Annotated in this window: 17 protein-coding genes; 1 reads left to right on the top strand and 16 read right to left on the bottom strand. The window is 37.3% G+C overall.

The annotated features are described in order from the left end of the window. Nucleotides 1–10 precede the first annotated feature (10 nt). From lepB (LI954_RS15200) to LI954_RS15130, 15 genes are all read right to left on the bottom strand, one after another. Entirely contained in the window at nucleotides 11–616 is a 606-nt protein-coding gene (gene lepB / locus LI954_RS15200; protein WP_229444879.1) for a signal peptidase I, read from the bottom strand. 26 nt (nucleotides 617–642) lie between these two features. Next, on the bottom strand, nucleotides 643–1,377 hold the full coding sequence (lepB, locus tag LI954_RS15195) for a signal peptidase I (RefSeq protein ID WP_202067379.1): 735 nt from the start codon (nucleotides 1,375–1,377) through the stop codon (nucleotides 643–645). Nucleotides 1,378–1,399: 22 nt separating this feature from the next. Then, nucleotides 1,400–2,077 (bottom strand): hypothetical protein, encoded by a 678-nt coding sequence (locus LI954_RS15190; RefSeq protein ID WP_229442229.1) that lies wholly within the window; start codon nucleotides 2,075–2,077, stop codon nucleotides 1,400–1,402. Nucleotides 2,078–2,130: 53 nt separating this feature from the next. Then, nucleotides 2,131–3,189, bottom strand: coding sequence for a DUF916 and DUF3324 domain-containing protein (locus LI954_RS15185; protein ID WP_229442231.1), 1,059 nt, complete (start codon nucleotides 3,187–3,189; stop codon nucleotides 2,131–2,133). A 972-nt stretch (nucleotides 3,190–4,161) separates the two neighbouring features. Then, a complete protein-coding gene (locus LI954_RS15180) occupies nucleotides 4,162–4,929 on the bottom strand; it encodes a WxL domain-containing protein (RefSeq protein ID WP_229444877.1) in 768 nt (255 codons plus the stop codon). 33 nt (nucleotides 4,930–4,962) lie between these two features. Further along, nucleotides 4,963–5,766, bottom strand: a complete 804-nt coding sequence (locus tag LI954_RS15175; protein ID WP_229444876.1) for a WxL domain-containing protein — start codon at nucleotides 5,764–5,766, stop codon at nucleotides 4,963–4,965. Then, nucleotides 5,766–6,152 carry an LPXTG cell wall anchor domain-containing protein gene (locus tag LI954_RS15170; protein WP_229444874.1) on the bottom strand — a complete coding sequence of 129 codons (387 nt, stop codon included), beginning with the start codon at nucleotides 6,150–6,152 and terminating at the stop codon, nucleotides 5,766–5,768. Before LI954_RS15170 ends, LI954_RS15175 begins: the two co-directional genes overlap by 1 nt. Before the next feature lie 21 nt (nucleotides 6,153–6,173). Then, on the bottom strand, nucleotides 6,174–9,725 hold the full coding sequence (locus LI954_RS15165; RefSeq protein ID WP_229444872.1) for a MucBP domain-containing protein: 3,552 nt from the start codon (nucleotides 9,723–9,725) through the stop codon (nucleotides 6,174–6,176). Nucleotides 9,726–9,854: 129 nt separating this feature from the next. Continuing rightward, nucleotides 9,855–11,192, bottom strand: a complete 1,338-nt coding sequence (locus LI954_RS15160; protein WP_202067386.1) for a pectate lyase-like adhesive domain-containing protein — start codon at nucleotides 11,190–11,192, stop codon at nucleotides 9,855–9,857. A gap of 135 nt (nucleotides 11,193–11,327) precedes the next feature. After that, a complete protein-coding gene (locus LI954_RS15155) occupies nucleotides 11,328–12,056 on the bottom strand; it encodes a winged helix-turn-helix domain-containing protein (protein ID WP_229442237.1) in 729 nt (242 codons plus the stop codon). A 606-nt stretch (nucleotides 12,057–12,662) separates the two neighbouring features. Beyond that, nucleotides 12,663–13,778 carry a tyrosine-type recombinase/integrase gene (locus LI954_RS15150; RefSeq protein ID WP_202067387.1) on the bottom strand — a complete coding sequence of 372 codons (1,116 nt, stop codon included), beginning with the start codon at nucleotides 13,776–13,778 and terminating at the stop codon, nucleotides 12,663–12,665. A 753-nt stretch (nucleotides 13,779–14,531) separates the two neighbouring features. Then, the gene (icd, locus tag LI954_RS15145; RefSeq protein ID WP_229444871.1) at nucleotides 14,532–15,812 is read right to left on the bottom strand and encodes an NADP-dependent isocitrate dehydrogenase; all 1,281 of its coding nucleotides are present in this window, start codon (nucleotides 15,810–15,812) and stop codon (nucleotides 14,532–14,534) included. Next, entirely contained in the window at nucleotides 15,809–16,957 is a 1,149-nt protein-coding gene (locus LI954_RS15140; protein WP_229444869.1) for a citrate/2-methylcitrate synthase, read from the bottom strand. Before LI954_RS15140 ends, icd begins: the two co-directional genes overlap by 4 nt. Nucleotides 16,958–16,979: 22 nt before the next feature. Next, nucleotides 16,980–19,676, bottom strand: coding sequence for an aconitate hydratase AcnA (gene acnA / locus LI954_RS15135; protein WP_229444867.1), 2,697 nt, complete (start codon nucleotides 19,674–19,676; stop codon nucleotides 16,980–16,982). A gap of 470 nt (nucleotides 19,677–20,146) precedes the next feature. Beyond that, nucleotides 20,147–20,527, bottom strand: coding sequence for a PH domain-containing protein (locus LI954_RS15130; RefSeq protein ID WP_202067391.1), 381 nt, complete (start codon nucleotides 20,525–20,527; stop codon nucleotides 20,147–20,149). A gap of 229 nt (nucleotides 20,528–20,756) precedes the next feature. On the opposite strand from LI954_RS15130, the gene LI954_RS15125 reads away from it, so the two are divergent. Then, nucleotides 20,757–21,971: a YdcF family protein gene (locus LI954_RS15125; RefSeq protein ID WP_229444865.1), complete on the top strand. Its 1,215-nt coding sequence runs from the start codon at nucleotides 20,757–20,759 to the stop codon at nucleotides 21,969–21,971. A gap of 331 nt (nucleotides 21,972–22,302) precedes the next feature. Here the strand turns inward: LI954_RS15125 and LI954_RS15120 are convergent, their stop codons facing one another. Beyond that, complete coding sequence (locus tag LI954_RS15120) at nucleotides 22,303–22,809, bottom strand: DUF5067 domain-containing protein (protein ID WP_229444864.1); 507 nt, start codon at nucleotides 22,807–22,809, stop codon at nucleotides 22,303–22,305. Nucleotides 22,810–23,261 lie beyond the last annotated feature (452 nt).

Genomic DNA, 23,261 nt, shown 5'->3' with positions numbered 1-23,261 from the left:
ATCCTTTTATTCAATTTATAATCCCCATTTTTGAAAAGGGGTAATAACGAATGACAGCAACACCTTCAACCTGATCATCGCGAACAAAGCCAAAATGTCTGCTATCTGTAGAATGGTTGCTATTATCCCCTAATACAAAATAGCATCCATCCGGAATATTATCTAAGTGTTCCAAATCATTCCAGACATTTTCTGTAATCGTCACTTTTAGCGTTCCATCCGGCAACTCTTTTGCTGGAATATCTTTTTCAGCTTGTTCCTTCTTTATTCGGCAATTAATGAATAGGGCATTTCCTTCAACCCATATTCGATCTCCAGGTATCCCAACCACACGCTTAGTATAAGAACTATCTTCGGTATTTTCAGGATCGAAAGCAATTAAATCATATCGGTCAGGAATTTTTGTCTTCCAAATAATCAGCCGATCACTATTGGTTAGGGTTGGTTCCATTGAACTCCCGTCAATCCGATGCATCCTGATTTTCATGATGCCTATTACAAGCAATAAGACCATACAGATACAGAAGAAAGCAGAAATAAGGATCTCTTTCTGCTTTCCTATAAATTCTTTTTTCAACCTAGCTTGGGTAACTAGTTTCTTTTTCTCTTTCTTCATACTTCTTTATTCCTTTATCATTAAAATTAGAAACGAACCATTGTATGGAAAGGAAACAGACGAAGTTTTACTACTCCTATAATGTCTTTTTCAGAGACAAAACCAAAATGGCGGCTGTCAATTGTATAAGACCGATTGTCTCCCAGAACAAAGTATTTCTTTTCCGGCACCCATTTTTCTCCAGTCAATTCAACCAAAGCAAAGTCTTCAGTAATTTGTGAAGAACCCTCACTTGAACTATTCAAATAACGCTCCAGCTCTTCTTTTTCATTTAGATAGAGCTGATTATTTTTATATAATAATCGATCTCCAGGCAATCCAATAACACGCCGAATATAACTCTCCCCTGAAGAATTTTTGTAACAAATCAAATCAAAATTTTTGATTTTTTCGACCTTACTTACAAATAATCGGTCTCGATTGTTCAATGTAGGGGTCATCGCATACCCTTCGACTTTTACTAATCTGAATGTAAAAAATGATATAAGACCTATTAGAAAAGAAAAAACTACAATTGAAATACTCATTTGGACCAAAAACTGATTAAATTTCTTTTGCCCTTTTTGTTTTCCTGACAGATGTCTTCTTTTTTTGGATGATTTTCTTCCAGCTCTTTCTTTTGGAATGTCTGAAGTTATTTTCTTCCGCTTCTTTTTTATAGCAGTTTGTTTTTTATTATCTTCTATACGATAGTGTGGCGATCTGGCTGCCTGTCTCTTTTGGCTTTTAACAGTCATTTTCCTATTTGTTCTTTTTTTCATAGTTATTCACACTCAAGATAACTCATTTTTTTTGCTTCAGTGCATGTTCATTTACTTGGTATTCTTTAAATATTTCCTGCTGATTTTCTTTTATTTTTTCTATGTCTGATTGATACATTTCCATTTGTTCCAGGTTTTCCAAAATCACTCGAGCTTGAGCATTTAAATTTATCCCAAGATTTTTTGCTGAAGTGAAGTAACGGTTCAGCTTTTTCTGACCATCAACACTCAATCCCATATAAGCAGTCTCTACAGAAGCACTTGTCAACTGCTGGGATAAATCCCGAATATTCTTTTCTGTTTTTTCAATTGAAGCACCATTATTATAGGATTCAATCTGACTATCTATTTCTCCTATCAAATAATAGATTTTAGCTAATGCAGCTGCATTCGAAATACTCAAATTCGTCAATTGATAATAACGAGTATAAGATGCTCCTCCACCAAGTAAAACTGCCATAATAAGAAGGAAAATACCGTTCCTTCTTCGCTTTTTCTTGTATTGTTCTGCCTTTCTACAGATACGCTGCCATTTTTTGCGTTTTTTCTTGTTTTTCGGTCTTTTTTTCTTCAGCCCTTCCAGTTTCCTTCCGGCAACAATACTAAGAACTAAAAAGATTATACCTAACAACAACAAAAGAATTCCTAATGACAGCAGACCTATGAAGGCCATATCCAATTTACTCATATTCAAATTCATAGATCTTTCCTCATTTTCGAACTATTTTCTGCCTGTCTTTTTTTAGAAGGCCTTTACTTACTCTTTTTCTTTTTATTAGAGACCGTATGAACAATCAAGAATATGACAATAAGCAATGCCAATGCCGTACCTACAATTCCAGCAATTAGCTTCCAATCGATTCCTCTTTCTTGAACCAGTGAAACATCCTGCCCATTAAATTTATCTGCTTCTTCATCTGCAATGGCAAAATTCTCTGTCCATTCCCAATGTTTCCCTCCGGAGACAACAAGGATATGTGCTTTATACTTTCCAGGCTCCATGCGATCACCATTCATTGTGACTGGAAAATCAATATATGAATTAGGTGCCATTCTCATCCCGGCTTTTTTTACATCATACAGAACTTCTTCTGAATCTCCTGGCATAACCTGAACCTCTACAGTCATATCTTCCAGGTACTCTGCAACAATATTCGAAAAATTAACAAACACAGCATTTCGATAATTAGCCAGCCCCGCATACACTTTGTTCAGGATTAAATCCGGCTCCAGCACTGCTTCATTTTCCTGCAAAATCATGCCGATCATATAAGCATATTCATTAATAATCCCTGTTTGATCTTCTGGATGTTCTACTCGTTGTTTCAATTGAATACCGCCAACAATCTTCCCATCAAAGGAAACTTCCGGCATCTTTATATTCAGCTTTAAGGGAACCACTGAATTTGCAGGAATAGTAATCTCACTTTCAGCACTCACAATATCATTAAACTTATATTTTAATGACTTGTCATCTTCCATTGCAGTCGGTCCATGTTCAATCACACCATTACCGTTTGTTTTTGCACCATTCAGTGAAACATCTACAATCATTTCGTTTGCAGAATCGTTAATCAACTGAATTTCAACTAGTTGTTCCTGACTTGCTGTCATCAGCAAATCAAAATAGCCAACATCTTTTGAAAGTTGATTTTCTGGTTTAATCACTTGATAATTAAATCCACCCATTGGATCTGTTCCTTCATTTTCAGTGCTTACAGATTCTTCTGCATATGTGGAAACTCCAAAACTGAATAGCGACACTATGTACAGAAGGAATAATGGAAACAAAAAATTTTTTTCTTTTTTCATAACCTGACTACCTTGTGACCTTTCATATTTTTAATAAGAGAGGCTATGGCATTAGCATGCCTAGAACCCTTAAAACCGAATAAACAGTGTTCCAATCTTTGCATGATTCGAGCATTCGTAAGAAGCGTAGGATCAAGTTCTTATATGCCCCCTCAGACATGCTTCGAGGATCGGAACCAAGTCCTTCAATTCTTAGCAGCTTTGCCATTTAGAAATTGATGAGATCAAAACGAAGTCCTTCAATTCTTAATGGCTCTGCCATTTCGGAACAAAGTGTAGCGAGAACCGCAGACGCAGAAAAACGGATACAGCGTAATGTTTTGTCTCGAGAATCGTTAGACTCGCAGAGACAACAGTTCTTCTACGTAATGTTTTGTCTCGAGAATCGTTAGACTCGCAGAGACAACAGTTCTTCTACGTAATGTTTTGTCTCGAGAATCGTTAGACTCACAGAGACAACAGTTCTTCTACGTAATGTTTTGTCTCGAGAATCGTTAGACTCGCAGAGACAACAGTTCTTCTACGTAATGTTTTGTCCCGTGAATCGTTAAACTCGCAGAGACAGCAGTTCTGCTGCGCATACAGTTCTACTACATCAAGTAAGCTGGTTTCATTCAAGGAATACTTATCGAAACTACGCATACCATTCTGCTAAAGTACGAATATAAGCAGAAGCGGCAAAGTAGAACCAGTACTTGTCGGTCCTAATCTGTGCCGAGTAATCGCAGGCAACATCTCGGAAATATAGAAAGCTCCAAGTAGATATCAATCCACAGCTATTCATTTCATGAATAATGTTCCATGACAATTTTCGGATCATCCTTCTTGGTATCATAAATCACTACGATTGACTTGTCAGAGTAGATGATACCTACTTGGGTCTCCGAGCTGAACACTTTTACTCCTGCGGTTACTCGTCGCATGAAGAAGCTTTGTCCCGACCTCTCAGTACTCTTTGTTTAATACTGTAAATTATCTAGTGGCTTCCAGTGTCCATTGAATTTTAGCAGTATATTTCGTTTCGAAAATTTCAATATCATCCTTTAAATTAAGTTTAACTGAAGTTGCTGCAGTCCCTGCATCCTGGTTACCGAATGTTAATTCATAATCACCTGCCCCTTTATTTGCTGCAGTATTTTCCAGCATAAGCTGTTTATTACCAGCAACATTGTAAGACAATGAATTAGTACCAAAATTCAAATCAGCTGATTCTGGTTGTAAATGACTTGGTTCAATAGAAGTTAATGCTAGATTTGTAAACATCAACTCTGATCCATTCAACGCAACATCTGTACCTTCTACTTGACCAGTAAATTCTTGTGTCATTTCAGCATATAATTTATATGCACGATTCAATGTTGAACGTCCATCATAGAATTTAACAAAGTTTTCAACCAAATATTCGTCTGCATTTCCTTCATTTGCAACAAACGGCAATGCAAAATATTCAGTCGCGGCTGACCCGGCAACTACTTCATGTGAGCTGAAATCCAATGGTGTTACGGCTACAATACCAAAATCACCTGGATCAGTAACATCTGGAATGTTTGTAATTGTTGAACCAGTTGTTCCTGGTTTTGTGATAGTTGTATTGCTGCCGCCCTCTGTATTACGCGTAAATTCGATGTACGCATCTCCGTCATGCTGCAGATTGTCTACCGCTTTCGTATTTGGTGCTGCAATCGCAACTCCTGCTACAGCTAATAAAGCTGTACCACATAATTTACTTGTTAATTTCATTTGTGTTTCCTCCTAATAATGTGTGTTTTATATTTATGGTAACTCGGCTAAAATCCAAGTTATCACCGTTGAATAGGGTACCGGATCTATTTGAGTGCCTCCCGGTACAGTTAGCTTTATTGCACTATTTTCATAGACCTGCTGACTATTAAAAGCGGAGTCCAGAACTGGCTCATTGTTTGCGTCTGTTTTAGGACTTAATGTTGATGATTGTCCCTCTGAATGTCCTTCAGATGCCCCAAAAGAAATACTCCATGTTCCCGCGCCGCTGCCTGTTTCAGCAGTTGCCAAATCATACGTATCACCAATATTGCTTAAGCGAATAATTTCGCTGGAAACAACAGGTGCATCCGTTGTTGAATTTGGTGTACTTGTCCATGATTTATCAAATGACAATACTGCTCCATTTAATGAGCTGTTTGTCGTAGTTGAATTACTGAATTGATTTTCTTGACGAACCTGCAGCTTCCAGCCCTGTGCTGTCGCTGTTGTCCGATAATCAGATAATTGAATAAAGTTTCCTCGCGGACTAGTTTGCCCATCCAAAAACAGTTGTGCATTTACCGGATATGAAACTTCTTTATCAGAAATAACATTTGATGAAAAATTTAATTGTGGAACAAAATCAATCCGCAGCCTTCCGCTTGTACTTGGGCTTTCACCGGGATTAACTTCATTCTCGGGTTTTTCCGGATCAACAATGTAATCAATCTCTGTACTCCTCGTAAATTCAATTGCAGCGTCCTTTTCAGTTCCTTCCGCAGGAACAAAATTGTTGAAGGAAACTAAAAGAGAAGCTGAAAGTAATACAGCAGGGAACAATTTTTTATTTAGCATTATCTGCTCCCCTTTCTCTTACCTTGTTCCTTACGTTTTATCCAAAAGAAGAAAAGAACAGCAGCTACAATTGCAATCCCGCTGAATGATAAGCCTGTTTTTACAAGCTCACCAGTTGAGGGATAAGTTCCTGTCGGTTTCCCAACAGTACTTGAACCGTCTGTTGCGGGCAGTGTTGAAGAAGAAGCCATTGATGAACTTGTTGTTGAAGAATTAGCTGGTTCAGTCGAAGAAGAAGTGACTGTTTCATCATAAAACGTAATCACACCATTCGTTTGAACGGAACCGCCATTGCCACTGGCCATTGCTTTCATTGAACCCCCTGAAAAGATACTCAACACCGCAATGAAGGAAGCGACAAGTAAAGCAAATGATTTTTTTCCCATGTTTATTCTTCCTCCATCCGTTTATGGTGTATTTTCCAAGTAATAAAGCATGGTTGCTTTATACTTTCCGAGTTTATTTACTGACCCTGCCGGCAATTCCAATTTAAAGCCTGTTCCTTCCGGTGTCCATGTTGAGCTGAGATCATATTCACCTTCATATGATTCAGTCACAATCTCTTCTAAATCTTCAGTAATGGTTAGTTCATTATTACCTGTTTGATAACGAATCGCATCAGGCAATACATAGGCTTCATCAGGATTTGCCTCATCAGGAAGCAAAGGTGATATTAATTTCACTGACAATGTCCAACTACGTTCACTATAGCGATAATCTGAAATAATCAGTTTATCCTTATTGTCAACATCATCAGACTCAGTATAGTTTTCATTATCAATCAGACTAGGATCATTTACTTTTACTTCATCTGTTACTTTAATAGACTGTGTACGGAAGTCCAGTGTTGGAACTGATTCCAATTTTAACAACCCAACAAAGATATATCGCACTGTTTTAGGTGTTCGTTCTACCAATACAGCAGATTCATCACTTGGACGATTTGAATCTGACAATGTGAACCTGCCTTTAGAAATGATTGTAGAAATCGCTGTAATCACACTGCTCTCCTGTGTCAGATTGATTGTTTTCCCTACTTCTCTGTCTGATAAAGTAACAGAAGATACATCAGGAACCGCTTTATAGGTGTCATTTCTGGACAAATAAACAAATTCTACAATGACGGTACTTTTAGCTTTTGCCAGAACATATTTCACTTCTGAACCGCCGCTGACAACTTCAACGCCTGTTTCATTTGATGGCCTTGTGATGATGTCATAACCATTTGTCTCCAAACTAGTGATTGCATCCAAGACTGTTTGTTCCAGCGTCAAGTCAACACTGTCACCAATTGATTTGGACAAATCTACTGCTGGTCGGATATCTGCATCCTGCTCATCTACAAAGCGAACTTTAAGAACAGCTTCTGCTATCACAAATGTATAACTCACAGCATTTTCGCCTCTTGCCACAGTGAGAGCTGTTTCATTTGATGGTCTTGAAATGACCGTATACCCTTCACTCTCTATGATAGCGACCATATTGCTGATTGATGATTCAGCTGTCAAATCAACAATATCTCCTACTTTTTTATTTAAAATAATCGGAGTCTTCAAATCACTGAAATCAGCAGCAAAGATGAAGCTTACTTTTACAGTTGCATCTGCTTTCTTCAGAACATATTCAACTGTTCTTCCGCCAACAGTAATTTCCACTGCATCTTCAGTACCTGGACGTTGGATAATATCATAACCAGCATCTGTTAATGCAGTTAATTGGTCTGTAACATCTGATTCTTGTGTCAAATCAATCTTGTCAGCTACTTTACCCGGAATAACCACAGGTGTCGCAACTTCTCCAGTTTCATCAACAAACTTTATAGTCAATGATGCTGCTGAACGAACAAATACATACGCAGCTTCTGAACCGCCAGAAAGCACTTCAACAGCCGTTTCATTTGGCGGACGAGATTGAACATCATAACCCAGAGCTTTTATTTCCTCAATCGCAGCTAAAACTTCTGCTTTTTGAGTCAAGTCAACAAATTGACCAATCATTTCTCCAGTAATTGAAATAGATGTACGTATTGTCTGATTCTGATCGTCCACAAAATGAACAGTTACATCAGCCTGTGTTTCACCAATTGCCACTTTTACAGGTACTTCTTTAGTTACACCCTGCGGAGTCGTCAAGATAACATAAACTGTTACTTCTTCTCCTGGTACAGTTGTATCCGGTAATCTTGAAATATCAACAGATACGCTGACAGGCTCATCCAAGATTGTATTTCCTGTATCGGTATGAACATTTTTTATTAAAGATGAAAGAATTTGGCTCTCTGTCAATGCATCAAATTCAGTTCCTTTTGGATAAAGAAGATCTTCTCTTGCATCAGCATATGGTATACCGTCATAACGGACTTGTGATTGGCTTTCTCTGTCACGGCCCAAATCAACTTGTTCTTCAGGCGTAAGAGAAATCAATGCAACCTCAGTTTTTGTTGAATAACTGTAAACTGTTTGTGTCTTGGTACCGCCCATTTCAAAGTTCGTCATGTATCCATTATTTTCACCAGAATACTGATAACCATAAAAATCCTTGTTTGCTTCAAAATCAAATGATAAATTAGGCTTGGCCACAACTTTGATATCAAATACTTCACCATCAAACTCATCACTTTTTGGATTTTTTGCAATAACTCTGACCTTGTTACCCGTTGCTTCAATAGTAAAAAGATCAGTTACATCAGCTCCGGTTGAATAGTTATAAACCTTTGTAGCATTTTGATCTACATCATAATAGTCTGGAACTTCAGACTGAACTTCAAACTTATCATTTCGGTTATCTATACCATTAGCTGCATCAAACATATTTGGGGAAGTTCCTTGGCGAATGGTATATTGTAAATCCATATATCCATTATTACCATTCGAAATACTATTTCGATCACCATAGACAATAGGTCGAGAAGGAGCAATTCTTACTAAAGAATTGGAATCATACGTAATACCCATCGCACCTGAAGTATCATTTTTAAATTGAACAGACATATTTATTTCGCTGCCTTTGACTAATTTTGTTAACTTAGTATTTGGCGTCAGCAAAGATGTTCCACCCGCATACAGTTCAATAAAATCTGGATTACTCTCGCCATTCTTAGTAGATTTTTTTATACCAATAAAGTTATTTGAAGTGGTATCATATTCCCGAATATAGATATCACTAAAATCAGTCAGATTGGAATGCTCAACAGATACTGCTTTTTGTTTATTAATATTAAGGAAATTCCAAGTACCTTTAAATTGATCAATCCGGGCATTAGTCTCACTATCGTAAAATTCATAATGATAATCAAAACTATCACCTTGAGAATATTTGTTATTCAAAATATTTTTATTACCGGATGAAGTTTGGTTTCCACTTCCTAAAAAAAGAAATAACTTTCCCCAATTAGGAGCTGAGCTTGAAGATACAGGCATTGTTGCATCTGAATTTGTTAGCTCAGCATCAGCTGGATCCACAGCAATAAAATTTACATATTCAGCTGTAATATCAATTTGATCCATTACCAGTTTTAAATCAATTGATCTGCCATTATATATACCAGCATTTTTTATTTTTACAGAAGGTTTTTCATTAATAGGTAATGTTGAACTAAATGGCTTAAAACGATAATACTTTGTATTAGTAGGAATAGCTGACTCACCAACCCTAACAACTGTTTGGCTAACCACATAGTCTGTATTCCCCTCAACTTCATAAGAAGTGTTATCTGAAAGTCTAAAAACCGTCCCATATTCTCCTGGTACTTCTACAATATTTCCATCAGGGTCCGTACTATTCCCTTTAAGAATATTTACCAGTGGAGTATTCGTTTGATCAAATGCTGAATATCCTTCTGGAAAAGTAATTGGAGCTGCATTTATTGTACTGTTTGCCCTGAAATATAAAATTCCTGACAAAACAAGTCCAACCATGGTAATTAGTCCAGCTCCTAACTTTAATGTCTTATTTTTCATAATTTCCCTCCTTTCTTCTATTAATTGTCAATCTAATTACTTATAAAGCTGTGTCTGAAAATTAAAAAGACAGTAAATTACTTCAAATAGATAACTTTGAGACACAGCTAATTTTATCTTGTTTACCTTCTAAAATAGTGAACCTTGTAAAGAAATTTTTCCATAGTTTTCCATTTTGAACTGTTGTGATAAGTCGCCAGTTACTGAAAGTGTTTTACTATTACAAATTTTTCCGAAGTTTATAGCAAATTCTCCACCACTAAATGTTGAAGATGGTGCATCCAAATATTCTCCACCAACTTGTGTCCAAGTATAAATGTCGTTTACTCCTGTCGCATTAATCGTTGTATCTGTCGAATAGAAAAGCTTTGCCCCAGCTTTCTTATTGGTAACTTCAAAATTTGCAGGTGCATTTAAGTTGATAACCGCACCTTTATATTCGCTGCGGAATGTACCTATTGTGCTGTTTCCTGTTGCTACAAATTCAGAATCAGGTTCCATATTCAATTGAGCTCCATAGTATTGGAAGTAAACAGCAGGATAATTTCCACCGCCACGTCCGTTAAAGTATGCTTTTGCTCCGCTTGCCAAGTTCAATGAAGGTGCTTTGTTTACATAGTTAGCACGTGGGATAAATCCAAATGCTGTCCCTGCAGCATCTACATCTAATGTAGCTCCTACACCAACATCAACCTTGTGAACTTTATCGTAGAATACTGGATAATAGTAATTCACATTACTTTGAGGGCCAATCTTCACATTTACAGTTGCTCCGTCACCAATTTTTACTTCTCCGTTTGCTTTACAATTTACTAATGAACCATTGAAATAGAATGCTGAGAATTGAGAATGATCTTTATTTGCCGCAATTCCTGTATAAGTGGACCCTGCTTCAAACTCCAAATCATGAACCCAAGCATTTTCAGCTCTAGTATTGATTACATTTGTTCCTGAGAATGTTAATTTCCCTTCACTTAAATGAACAAAACGAGCACCATCATAGTTAACATTTTGAGCTACAACATCCCATCCATAGCTTAAAGGACCATTTCCTGCTCCACCAGTGAAGAACCGTCCATTACCGCTATCTCCAATAATACGAGCATTTTTAATAGTTAAAGTATTTTTCCCTTTTGTATTTTGCTTTCCATAAATAGAGAAGTGTCCAGAATTAATTACTACCCCCTGCCCTTTTCTACCACGAATTTCTACGTCACGGTTTGGAATATGAGTAACATTTTTGTTGAATGCAATACTTTGTGTAACAATGATTACTTTAGTATTTACATCCTTTAACGCAGATTCAAATTGAGCAAATGTCGATACTTCAACTGTACCTGATGCAGCTGCTTCAACTGTTTGGGCTTCCAATGGCGTGCCTGGCGCTGCACCAAAAGTAACTGCACTGATTGCCGCAACTGTTGCCAATGTCAGAAGCCCGTGCTTTAAAATTCTTGCCTTTTTCAAAATAATTTCCTCCTATTATTTCCCTGTGTTTTTTGCCTGAAACTGAAAAGTATTCCTCCTTCCATTTTTGATCAATTAGCCAGTTTCGCGGCAAATTTCATCGTTCGTTATACACATCCCAATCCCCCCTTTTCCCTAAATAACCAGTTTATAGCCCATTGACCGCACATTTTTTATGTATTTAGGATCTTTTTCATCGGTTTCGATTTTTCTTCTCAGGTGGAAGATCATGTTGCTGACGCGATACTTGCAAAGCTTTCCGCTTTCTTTCCAAACATTCTCATAAAGCTCTTCATAAGTTACTGTTTCTTTCGCATGTTTATGTAAATACTGAATTGTCATAAACTCAAGCTTTGTCAAATCAATTTCTTTTCCATCCTTCAGGCGCACACTCAAGTTCTTAGGCAGCAGTTCAAAATTGGTTTCTGCTTCATTCTTTTTCCTACTGACTGAATCACTTTCATTGATTATTTGCGTTCCTTCTATAGTAGAAAATTCCATCATTTTATGTCGTTCAAGTGCATTTTTTACAATAAGACTAAACTCATCCAAATCGTTGGAACTGTCTACAACACCATCAGCACCTAACTGTAAATAAACAATTCTCATTGTTTTCGGAACTGCAGTATTAGGAGACAAGACCCAGACGAGCACGTCTGATTTTTCTCTAATCTTCATTAGCAAATTACACACCCAACTGACATCCGTAGCACTTGTTTCTTCCAAAACAATCCCTTCTAATGAAGAAAGATCAGAAAATTCTTCTTCATCGAGTTTCCGAAACTTATACAATTGGTTATCCAAAATACTATCGATGTACCCACTTTTTTGATTATTTGACACCAAATATCCAATCTGATGCATCTTATCTCCTCCTCAATCTCAAAAAAAGTATTTGAATTTATTCTTACAACCGTTTGGCTCTACAAATTGAACCTTTTACGTTATAATGAACAAAATAGTGGGTGCCTTGTTTCATATGGCTTATTTGACGGTTAGCAATATGAGAATTAAGTGGTCAAAAACGTGACGTTCTTTAATATGGATAAATCTTCTTTTTCTTTTATGATGCAGTTAAAAGAAAAGTTCTTTCCAAGCTTGCCTGTACAATAAAAAATAACAAGTTTGACCATTATTTGACGACTTAAAAGACTAAAAAAAAAGAGGGCCTGTGACATAAGTATGTCTAAGTCCCCTAAAACCGAATAAACGGTGTTCCAAAGCCCCTCCATGCTTCGAGGATCGGAACGAAGTGAGAACCGTAGACGCAGAAGCTGTCTCTTCGGAAATAAGTCGAACTATACTGAAAATATGAGTAGCTATTTTCGTATAGTCCGACTTATTGTCATAAATCACTACGATTGACTTGTCAGAGTAGATGATGCATGATACCTACCTGGTTCTTGAGACAGAACACTTCTGTCACAACCTCTCTTTCTAGTTTAATTATTTTCAGATTTATACAATTGCCTAATCTGCCATTTCCAACCGTCGATCCATTAATGTTATTGCCTGCATTCGATTCTCCCATAAGGAGTCTGCATAGATATCTAACGTCATTTTTGTAGATGAATGCCCTAATAGCTTACTGATCGTGACGATATCTACTCCACTTTCTACACATCGGGTCGCAAAAGTATGTCTCAACATATGAAAATGAATAGAAGTCATTCCTATTGCAGACAGCAGCCTTTTAAACCGATAGCTGATTACTCTCGGTTCAGCAAAACTGCTCTTACAGGAAACAACATACTCTGAATCACTTTCCTTTCGTTTTTCCATTAAATATCTTTTCAAATTATGTGCTATTGGAATAACCCGCTTGGAAGAAGCTGTTTTCGGCTCGTCAATAACAATCTGAGTCTTCTGCTCTCCATCAGCATTAATAATTCTGTAGATGGTTCGACTAACATATAGTCTATTTTCTTCAAAATCGATATCAGACCACCTTAAACCACTGATCTCTCCTATCCGCATGCCTGTGTAAAGCGAAAGAATAGCCGCAGAGCAGCGCTTTTCCTTCAATGCAGCTTCCTCAATTTTTGTCTGAATACTCTTTGACAAAGCCTTAACATCCTCACTTTCACTTTTCTTAAAGCTGATATTAAGACACGGATTAATCAACAGCTGGTTCTCAACAACTGCCTGCTTCAATGCGCTTTTCAACACCGTTAGTATTGCGCGAATAGAGGAGCTGGAGATGTTTGTGCCTTCCAAAAAATAGATAAATTCCTGTATATGGCGGGTTTGAATTTGGATAAGCTTTTTCTGTCCTAAAAAAGGTAAAATATATTTTTCAATTCTCAATCTATAATTTAGATAAGTGGATATTTTAATACGGCCTCTCATTGGACCATTCAACCAATACCACAGCCATTGTTCCAGTGTTCCTTCGTAAATCTTTAAACTACCGTAACTTGCAACATATTGAACCTTCATCTCAGCCAATCTTTGCTTAACAACAGTATATTTCCTGCCGTAAACATAACCATAGACTATTTTCCCTCGTTCATCTCGTGCTTTGATGTAACGACCTTCCCACCGTCCATCTTTTCTCTTATAAATATTTTCTCCTCTTCTGCTCATAAAATAACATCCCTTTCGACAAAAAAATGACGGCTTATTTGACGGCTTAAAAATATGTATAAAATTTCAGTGTTATTTTCTAAATATCGATTTTAAAAAATATTTTTTCACATGACATCTCCAAACATATCATTTCTTACCAAAAACATTTGAAATTATTCTCAAAAATATATTTTTAGTGTAGACTAATCCTTGCTCTTAAGTTAAAATGAATGAATAATTGAATAGAAAAGTGGGTGCCGAATTATTATTTTTTACATTTTTTCTTTTAACTGCATCATATAAGAAAAAATAACATATAATTTGATAACAAACCCTTTAAAACAATGATATAACACTCGTTCCTCTATGTCTATGTCTCATTTCATACTTTTAATAAAAAAATTTAAAATCACTAAATTTTTGTAACCAGAAACACTCTTTAACAAAAGTTTTTTTTACTCGTTCTATTTCTATTTAATAAAAATACTGAATAATAAACTAAAATAATTCGTTTGTTTTACAAAATAGCTTTCTCTCAGGAAATAAACTCTCATTTTTTTAATGGATAAACAAAAAAATGATGGCTTCATCCGAATATTTCACTTCTTCATAGTTTTTTTATTTCAGTAAAAATAATACATGCCTATCATAATTTCTCATAAAAGAAACCAGGACTATTGAACCGTCTATCCGAGAGTTAGACCAAAATCTAGCTCTCGGATAGTACTACGAATTCAAATCCTGGTTTCTTTTTTGTACCTATCCTTAGTTTTAGTTTTTCTCCTGAATAAGCCGAATCAGCTCTTGACTAAATTCAGAGCATTTCAACTGGGTGGCATTTCTTATTTGATCAGCAAAATCTTTTGTTACAGTCTTTGCAATGATCGCTTTTTCGATACTTGCGATAATCTCTTCACTGACTTCATTCCAGCCTATATACTCAAAAAGGAGAGCGCCTGACAGTAGTAGAGAAGAGGGATTTAATTGATCCAGCCCAGCGTATTCAGGTGCTGTTCCATGAGTTGCCTCAAAGATAGCATGTCCTGTTTGAAGGTTCATATTTGCTCCTGGCGCAATACCTATTCCTCCAACCTGAGCCGCCAACGCATCAGAAACATAATCCCCATTAAGGTTGAGGGTTGCTATTACATCATATTCTTTAGGGTGCAATAGAATTTCCTGTAGAAAAATATCAGCAATACGATCTTTTATAATAATTTTCCCTTGTTTTTGTGCTGTTTCCAAAGCTTCGTCTGCTTGTTCTTTCCCATGTACTTCTTTAATTTGCAGATAGTTCTTCCAAGTAAACGTTTGCTCAGAAAATTCTTCTTCAGCCAATTCATAGCCCCACTGCTTAAATCCGCCTTCTGTAAACTTCATAATATTCCCTTTATGAACCAACGTGACCGATTTTCTTTTTTGTTTAATTGCCTGCTCAATTGCTCCACGCACCAAACGGACGGTCCCTTCCTTCGAAACAGGCTTAATCCCAATAGCCGATGTATTTGGGAAACGAATCTTGTTACTGCCAAGTTCATTTTTCAGGAAAGCAATTAGTTTTTCAGCTTCCGGGCTGCCTGAAGGAAACTCAATTCCAGTATAGATATCTTCCGTATTTTCCCGAAAAATCATCATATCTGTATGTTCAGGATGCTTCAGTGGAGAAGGAACTCCTTCAAAGTAGCGGATCGGGCGATAACAAATGTAAAGATCCAGTTCCTGACGCAAAGTCACATTTAAAGAGCGAAATCCTCCGCCAACAGGAGTCGTCAATGGCCCCTTTATTGCTGCAAGATGAGTACGAAGTGTTTCAAGTGTCTCTTCCGGCAGCCAGCTTCCTGTTGTATTAAATGCTTTTTCTCCTGCCAGCAGCTCCTGCCATTGTACTTTTCTTTTTCCATGATATACTTTCTGAACAGCGGCATCAAAAACTGCACGACTGGCTGCCCAAATTTCAGGTCCAATCCCATCACCTTCAATAAAAGGAATAATGGGGTGATCAGATACTATTAAATTTCCCTGTTTCATTCCAATTTTTTGTCCCTCACTCAAGCTTCCATTCCTCCTTGTCTCATTATTCCCGAATTCACCGGATAATGTCTGTGTGTTTCTCCAACATAAAGAGATCTTGGCCGTATCAGACAGTCTTCAATCTTTTGCTCTGAGACATGCCCCAACCAGCCGGAAACTCTGCTCATTGCAAATAATAGTGTAAACAAATCACTATCGATATTCAGGCAATGATATACAGTTGCAGAATAAAAATCCACATTTGGTATTAATCCTTTTTTATATTTTAAATACTGTTCAATCTGGCAGGATAGAAAATACCATTGCTGACGACCTGTCGCTGTAGTCAGTTCCTGTGCCAGTCTTTTCAAATGCTTCTTCCTTGGATCCTCCACCTTGTATACACGATGTCCAAAGCCCATAACTTTTTCTTTCCGATCCAACTTTTGATCCAGATGATCTTCAACAGATAAGTTTCCTGCCGCAATTTCTGTCAGCATATCAAATACTTTTTCATTTGCTCCGCCATGCAGCGGACCTTTCAATGAACCAATTGCAGCAGTAATACAGGAGTAAACATCTGAAAGTGTCGAAGAGCAGACTCTTGCAGTAAACGTACTGGCATTAAAATCATGATCTGCATGAAGCACCAATGCCTCATTCATCCCTTTTATCTGCATTTCCTCAGGTTCCTCACCTGTGAGCATATATAGAAAATTCGCCGCAAGCTCTGTTCCATCCTGTTTAGGTGATATTGGATCCAGACCTCTCCTCAGTCTTGAGTAAGCTGCTACAATTGTCGGTATCTTGGCTTGAATAGATACGCTCTGACGATAAACAGCCTCCTGACTTGTCTCCTCTGCATCCGGATCAAAAACACCTAACAGAGAAATTGTTGATCGGAGTACACTCATCGGATGAAGGTTTTCATGTGTTTGAATCTTTAAACAAGTAATAATCGTATCAGAAATAGGCATCTGAGCATATAAATCTTCCTTGAATTTCTCCAGTTCTTCCATAGTTGGAGCCTGTAAATACCAGAGTAAGTAAATGACTTCTTCAAAAAGAATTTCCTTTGCAACTAATTCATCAATGTTATAGCCTGCAAACAGTAATTGATTATCAACAATAGCACTGATTTTTGTTTCAGAAACGACGACACCGTCCAAACCTCTATGAACCTGCATGTGAGTTCCTCCTTATCTTCTATTATACAGTGACTTCTTTCGCCAGCTTTTTACGGATGACCATCGGCAAAATCCCACCATTCTGATAGTAGCTGACATCCACTGCAGAATCAAAACGAACAATCGCAGTGAACTGAATCTTTTCTTCAGCCTCTCCATAAGCAGTAATACTAGCCTCAGTTCCAGTAACAATCCGATTGGGAAGCTGAATATCAAAACGTTCCTTGCCAGTCAGTCCCAAAGTCTCAGCATCTTCACCGAGTTTAAACTGTAATGGCAGTATCCCCATCATAACCAGATTCGACCGATGAATCCGTTCATAGCTTTTGGCAATGACCACACGGACACCCAGCAGCTGAACCCCTTTTGCAGCCCAGTCTCTAGACGAGCCCATTCCATAGTCCTCTCCTGCAAGAATAATTGTTCCTGTTCCATCCTTCTTGTAATTCATTGCAGCATCATAAATGGGTAATACTTCATCTGTTGGAAAATATCGGGTAAAGCCGCCCTCAATTTCCGGAATTAATTGGTTGTGTATACGAATATTGGCCAAAGTTCCACGCATCATAACTTCATGATGCCCCCGACGAGAGCCATAAGAATTAAAATCCCTGAGTTCCACTCCCTGCTCGGACAGATATTGCCCGGCAGGACTGTTTTTTTGTATATTTCCAGCTGGAGAAATATGATCAGTCGTGACAGAATCGCCAAACTTAGCCAAAACGGCCAGATTATTCAATGAAGGAACACTTTCCTTTTCAATTTCCATTCCTTCAAAGTATGGAGGATTCGCAATATACGTAGAGTCCTCTTCCCATGTATATAATGGAGTGTCGACAGACTCAATGTTATTCCATTCTTCATTATTATTAAAAACTTGCTGATAATGAAGCTGGTATAAGTCCGGAGTTACCCATGAATCAATGCATTGTTGAATTTCTTCATCAGTCGGCCAAATATCATTTAAGTAAACAGGTTTGCCTGTAGTATCTACCCCCAACGGTTCATTCATCATGTCGATATCCACGGTTCCCGCCAGTGCATAAAGTACTACTAACGGGGGTGAAGCCAGATAATTAGCCTTTACCAAAGGGTGTATACGCCCCTCAAAATTTCGATTTCCACTTAATACACCAGCAAGCAGCAGTTCCTCCTCAGCCATCATATCTTCTATTTCTTCTCTCAGATTTCCTGAATTTCCGATACAAGTTGTACAGCCGTAACCGACAACATAAAAGCCTAATTTTTCCAAATAAGGAAGAAGTCCTGAATTTTCCAGATACGCAGTTACCACCTTGGAACCAGGAGCCAGAGAAGCCTTGACATAAGCTGGAACAGTCAAGCCTCGTTCTACAGCCTTCTTAGCCAATAATCCGGCACTTAACATAACATGAGGATTGGATGTGTTTGTACAAGAGGTAATCGCTGCGATAGCTACTGCACCATTTTCCAGCTCGTACTCTTTGCCATCCAGTACTACGGGAACCGATCTTTTTTCAGAACTATTTGATGTATCCATATCTTCTTTTGCTTTATATTCATTGCTAAAAGCTTCTTTCATCTCTGCCAACGGTATTAAATCCTGCGGTCTTCTGGGTCCTGCCAGATTTGCTTGTATCTCATTTAATGAAATGCTGACCACTTGAGTATAGGAAATTTGATCCTCTGCTGAATAATAGAGGTTATTTCTCTTTAAATATTCCTCTGTGATGGCAATTCCTTTTGTGTCTCTCCCAGTAAGCTTCAAATAGCGAATTGTCTCATCATCTACAGGGAAAAAGCCGCAGGTTGCACCATATTCCGGTGCCATATTTGCAACTGTCGCACGATCTGCCAAAGACAATGATTCCAAACCCGAACCAAAAAATTCAACAAATTTCCCAACCACTTTGGTTTCCCTAAGCACTTGCGTAACCTTTAATGCCAAATCTGTTGCAGTAGCTCCTTCCGGCAAATGTCCGGTCAGCTGAACCCCTACAACTTCCGGTATCGGGAAATAAGAGGGTTCGCCAAGCATACAGGCTTCCGCTTCAATCCCTCCAACACCCCAGCCCAGTACACCCAAGCCGTTAACCATAGTAGTATGAGAGTCCGTTCCAACCAGTGTATCTGGATAAATCAGCGTATTTTTCTCATCTATTTCCTTTTGAGCAACCACATCTGCTAAATATTCGATATTCACCTGATGGACAATCCCTGTTGCAGGCGGCACTACACGATAATTATCAAATGCTTTCTGTGCCCAATTCAGGAAACGATAACGTTCTTCATTTCGCTGAAATTCCATTTTCATATTCCGCTCCAACGCAAATTTCGTTCCGGCAACATCTACCTGAACAGAATGATCAATAACTAAATCAACAGGTATTTCCGGATTGATATGTTGAGGATCTCCGCCAAATTTGGCATAGGTTTCCCGCAAAACTGCCAAATCAACAATTGCCGGCACTCCCGTAAAATCCTGCAAAATAACTCGAGCCGGTTTAAAAGGAACTTCTCCCGTATTTTTACCTGATGCATTCCACGATGCCAGATTTTTAATATGTGCTTCTGTCACTTCACGACCATTTTCCTGACGGATAAGATTTTCCAGCAGTACTCTAATACTATATGGCAGTGAAGTAATCGTCACATCCATAATCTTATTCAAAGAATCCAGTGCAAAATAATGATACGTGTGACCATTTTTTTCAAATGTCTTTCTTGCTTGATTACTCATTGACCACCCACCTCTTTCTATCCCTTCATTTTTTCATCATTTTCTAATGTTAGTAATTATAACCACTTCTTTTTAAAATGTAAACACTTTTACGCAAGATCTGATGGCACTATATAACACCGACTTTACAGGAAGATGTCAGACTTTTTTATAAATATTTCAGTTATTTATTTTTCTTCATTTTATGAAATTTCTATTAGAATGACTATCTATTTAGAATCCTGTTTGTTTTTTTACTACGATGAGAATATGACATGCTTATATAATGGCTATGCAAAAGATGAAATAATGAAGGTTTTTGTATCATTTAGATGTTTTTTACTCATTTTTGATTAAAACAGTAAAAAAGAAGGGAAAATGATTCTCAAAAAAATCATTTTCCCCTCTTCAATATAAGAAACTACAGTTGTTTTTGCTGCTGTCACAAAGCTTTTCTCTCAAACGGATCAGCTTCAAATAAACTAAACCAACTATCTTAATACTGCTGCTGCCAAAGCTCTTTGCACCTCAAGTACATTCTTATCTTTCCCAAATTGCAGTACTTCAACCGGTTCCATCCCGCTTGAAATCCAAATATTTAATTCTGAATCTAAATCAAAATGTCCAGAAGTTTCCACTGAGAAACGTGAAATGGATCGATAGGGAATCGATTTATATTCCGATTTTTTACCTGTCATGCCCTGTTTATCCACTAAGATCAGCCGTTTATCTGTAAAAACGACCAAATCCCGAATCAGTTTGAATGCAAGTTCCACCTGTTCTCCAGGTACCAAAAATTTTTTTAGCTTTTCCTCAACCTTCTCATTGGAATGGGTTGAGGCATTACCGATTAATCCACTGAATAAGCCCATTAATATTCCTCCTTATTGCTATTGTCTGAATTATATCAAATTCTCCAGCATCCGACAAAACTACTTTTATCACAATCAGATAACATATCTATTTGTTAAATGTTCGTTACTAATATTCTAGTTTTTCAAAAAGGCTCTCCATAACAACTAAAAGTTATTTTTGTTATCATTAAAATCAGTTTTCTACTATACTAATAGGTGTAATCTACCCAAAGGAGTTTAATTTATTATGATGATGTATTTTAATGTTTCTTTAGCTGTTCTTTTCTTTTTGGGGGTTCTGCTAATTCCTGTCTGGTGCAACTATCGAAAAAAAAGAAACTGGTTGTTGTATGAATTTATCTGGTCACTCTGCTGTTTTGTCATCTACTTGCTCTCACTGGAAATCAGTAATCGAACTTATTTTATTATTCTCCCTTTTACCTTTTTCTGGTTCTTCTTTATACCTTATAAAAAGGAGAAGAGACGACTGACAAACGGTCTACTATTCAACTTGTTTCTAATCAGTATCGGAATCTATTTAACCCTGCTGGTGTTCAGCACAGAAAGTCCTCTGCTGATTGTTCTTTTAGGCGCTGCTTTAGTTCCGATCCTCCTGCTGCTTATGATTGGACTCTATACACTGATTATTTTTCTGTATTGGAATGCCATAGTTGTCCGGAAACGCGAAGGGCATTCACTGAGTAATTTGCTGACCTTTCTGTTGGCAATTGGACTAACTGCTTTCCTTATACTCAACTATGTTTCAGGTCGTTTTCTTCCAAACTGGGCAGCTACCCTATTTTCTATTTTACCGGTAATTTTGGTCTATTTCGCTATTGTATTCTATAATTTTCTAACGCTCTCCATTCTTTATCAGTTTAACCGGCCAAAATACAATCAACAGTACATTATTATCCTTGGAGCCGGTCTGATTGAAGGAAAAAGAGTTTCCCCATTACTCGGCAGCAGAATCGAAAAAGCCATTCAATTTTACCAAAAACAAAAAAAGCAGACGGAGGTACCGCCGAAATTACTAATGTCAGGCGGCAAAGGCGATGATGAACAGCTTGCAGAAAGTGTGGCCATGAAGAATTATGCTGTTAATCTGGGCATTCCTGAAAGTGACATTTTAATAGAAGCAAACTCAACAAACACACTTGAAAATATGCTTTTTTCAAAAGAAATCATGGAAAAAGATTTCCAAGGAACAGATTATCATGCAATTTTCTCAACAAATAATTTTCATTTGTTTCGCGCTGGTTTATTTGCCAGAAAGGCTAATATCAAAGCAGACGGAATCGGCTCCAAAACAGCTTTTTATTACCTTCCCAATGCATTTTTAAGAGAATTCATTGCTGTCGTGATGATGAGAAAAAGAAGACATTTGATTATCTGTACCACGATTGCTGTATTCGAAATCTTACTGGCACTGCTGCAATTTATAACTACTACCTTATTTTAGATAAAGCAAAAGGTCAGGAAACTCTTAACTAGAGTTTTTCCTGACCTTTTACATACAGCTATAAATCTGGAGAAATGCCTGAAGTAACAAGGCATTTCTTTTTGTGGTTCGGCAGTTGTATCCGGTGGAGACAATTGGGCAGAGATGAGCATTTACGGACCAAATAACCTGAACCCCCACATTCACTTGTTCCAGCTTTTAATACACTGCCGCTAAAAGCATCCTGTATATTCTCTGCTTTTAAAAAGTTAAAATTGATTTTCTACAAAAAAATCAATTGAACCACCAATAGTTGGTTGATATATTTGTACATTATTGAATCGCACATCGTTTATTGCAGTACAAATTCCTTCACTAATTTATTTGTATTGTTAAACAATGTTGTCGCCTCAACAGAGACCGGGGAGACTGTATCCGCCAACTTATAAGGTACCTTTAACAATAAGGTTGCACCTGGCTGAATTTCCGTTAGAGAATCTACATAGCCTTCTTCAAGCATAATCGCTCTATCTAAGCCAATACCATTTTGAAAAGCTTTTGCAGAGATTGATGTCAGGAAAATTGCATTCTTGTCATCATTGTTCGTGAACTCATAAGTAATTACGGCTACGTCGTCACCATTATAATCCTTTGCAAAAACGAAATCATTAATTGATACATGATAGTTTCCCAAGTCCCCCATATCTGTTGCAGCCGCTTCTTCAACAGCTTCCTCTTGAACGGTACTTTGTGTAACCTCTGCATCCTTTTCATCTTTACTCTCTGAATCAGAATCCATACTGGCAAAAATTCCACCAATAATTATTATTCCCAAAGCAATTCCAATAAATTTCTTCATTTATATCTTCTCCCTTGTCATTTAGTCCGTATGTTCAGGAATATCTTACTGAAATCTAAAGGAAAAATCTTATGCATTTTGCATAAACAAGACATTTTACTGAAATAAGAAAAAATGCAGATCAGCAATATAATACTTGAAATTCCCCTGAATTCTTCTATTAGTATTTTTATGTTGTAATAACAGTAAATATCAAAGCAATGATAACCCATGCAAATACAATCAGGATGTACCCAAATATTCTTTTAAAAACTGACCTAGAAGAAAGCAACGGGATACAGCTTTGATAATTCAAGAAATTTACAGCAAATAATATTGGCAGCAGCAAACGCCGATAGTAAAATTAAGCTAGACAACTAAATAAGTCATTTGTGCTACACTCAAAATAGTTCCGTCCAAAGAATTATAAGGAGTGAAGACAAATGACCTATACTCATCTTACTACAGACGAA

It is taken from the genome of Enterococcus sp. CWB-B31 (assembly GCF_020567645.1).
GTDB lineage: Bacteria > Bacillota > Bacilli > Lactobacillales > Enterococcaceae > Enterococcus_L.
Note: the sequence above shows the minus strand (reverse complement) of the source record. Positions and strands in the feature narration are given on the sequence as shown.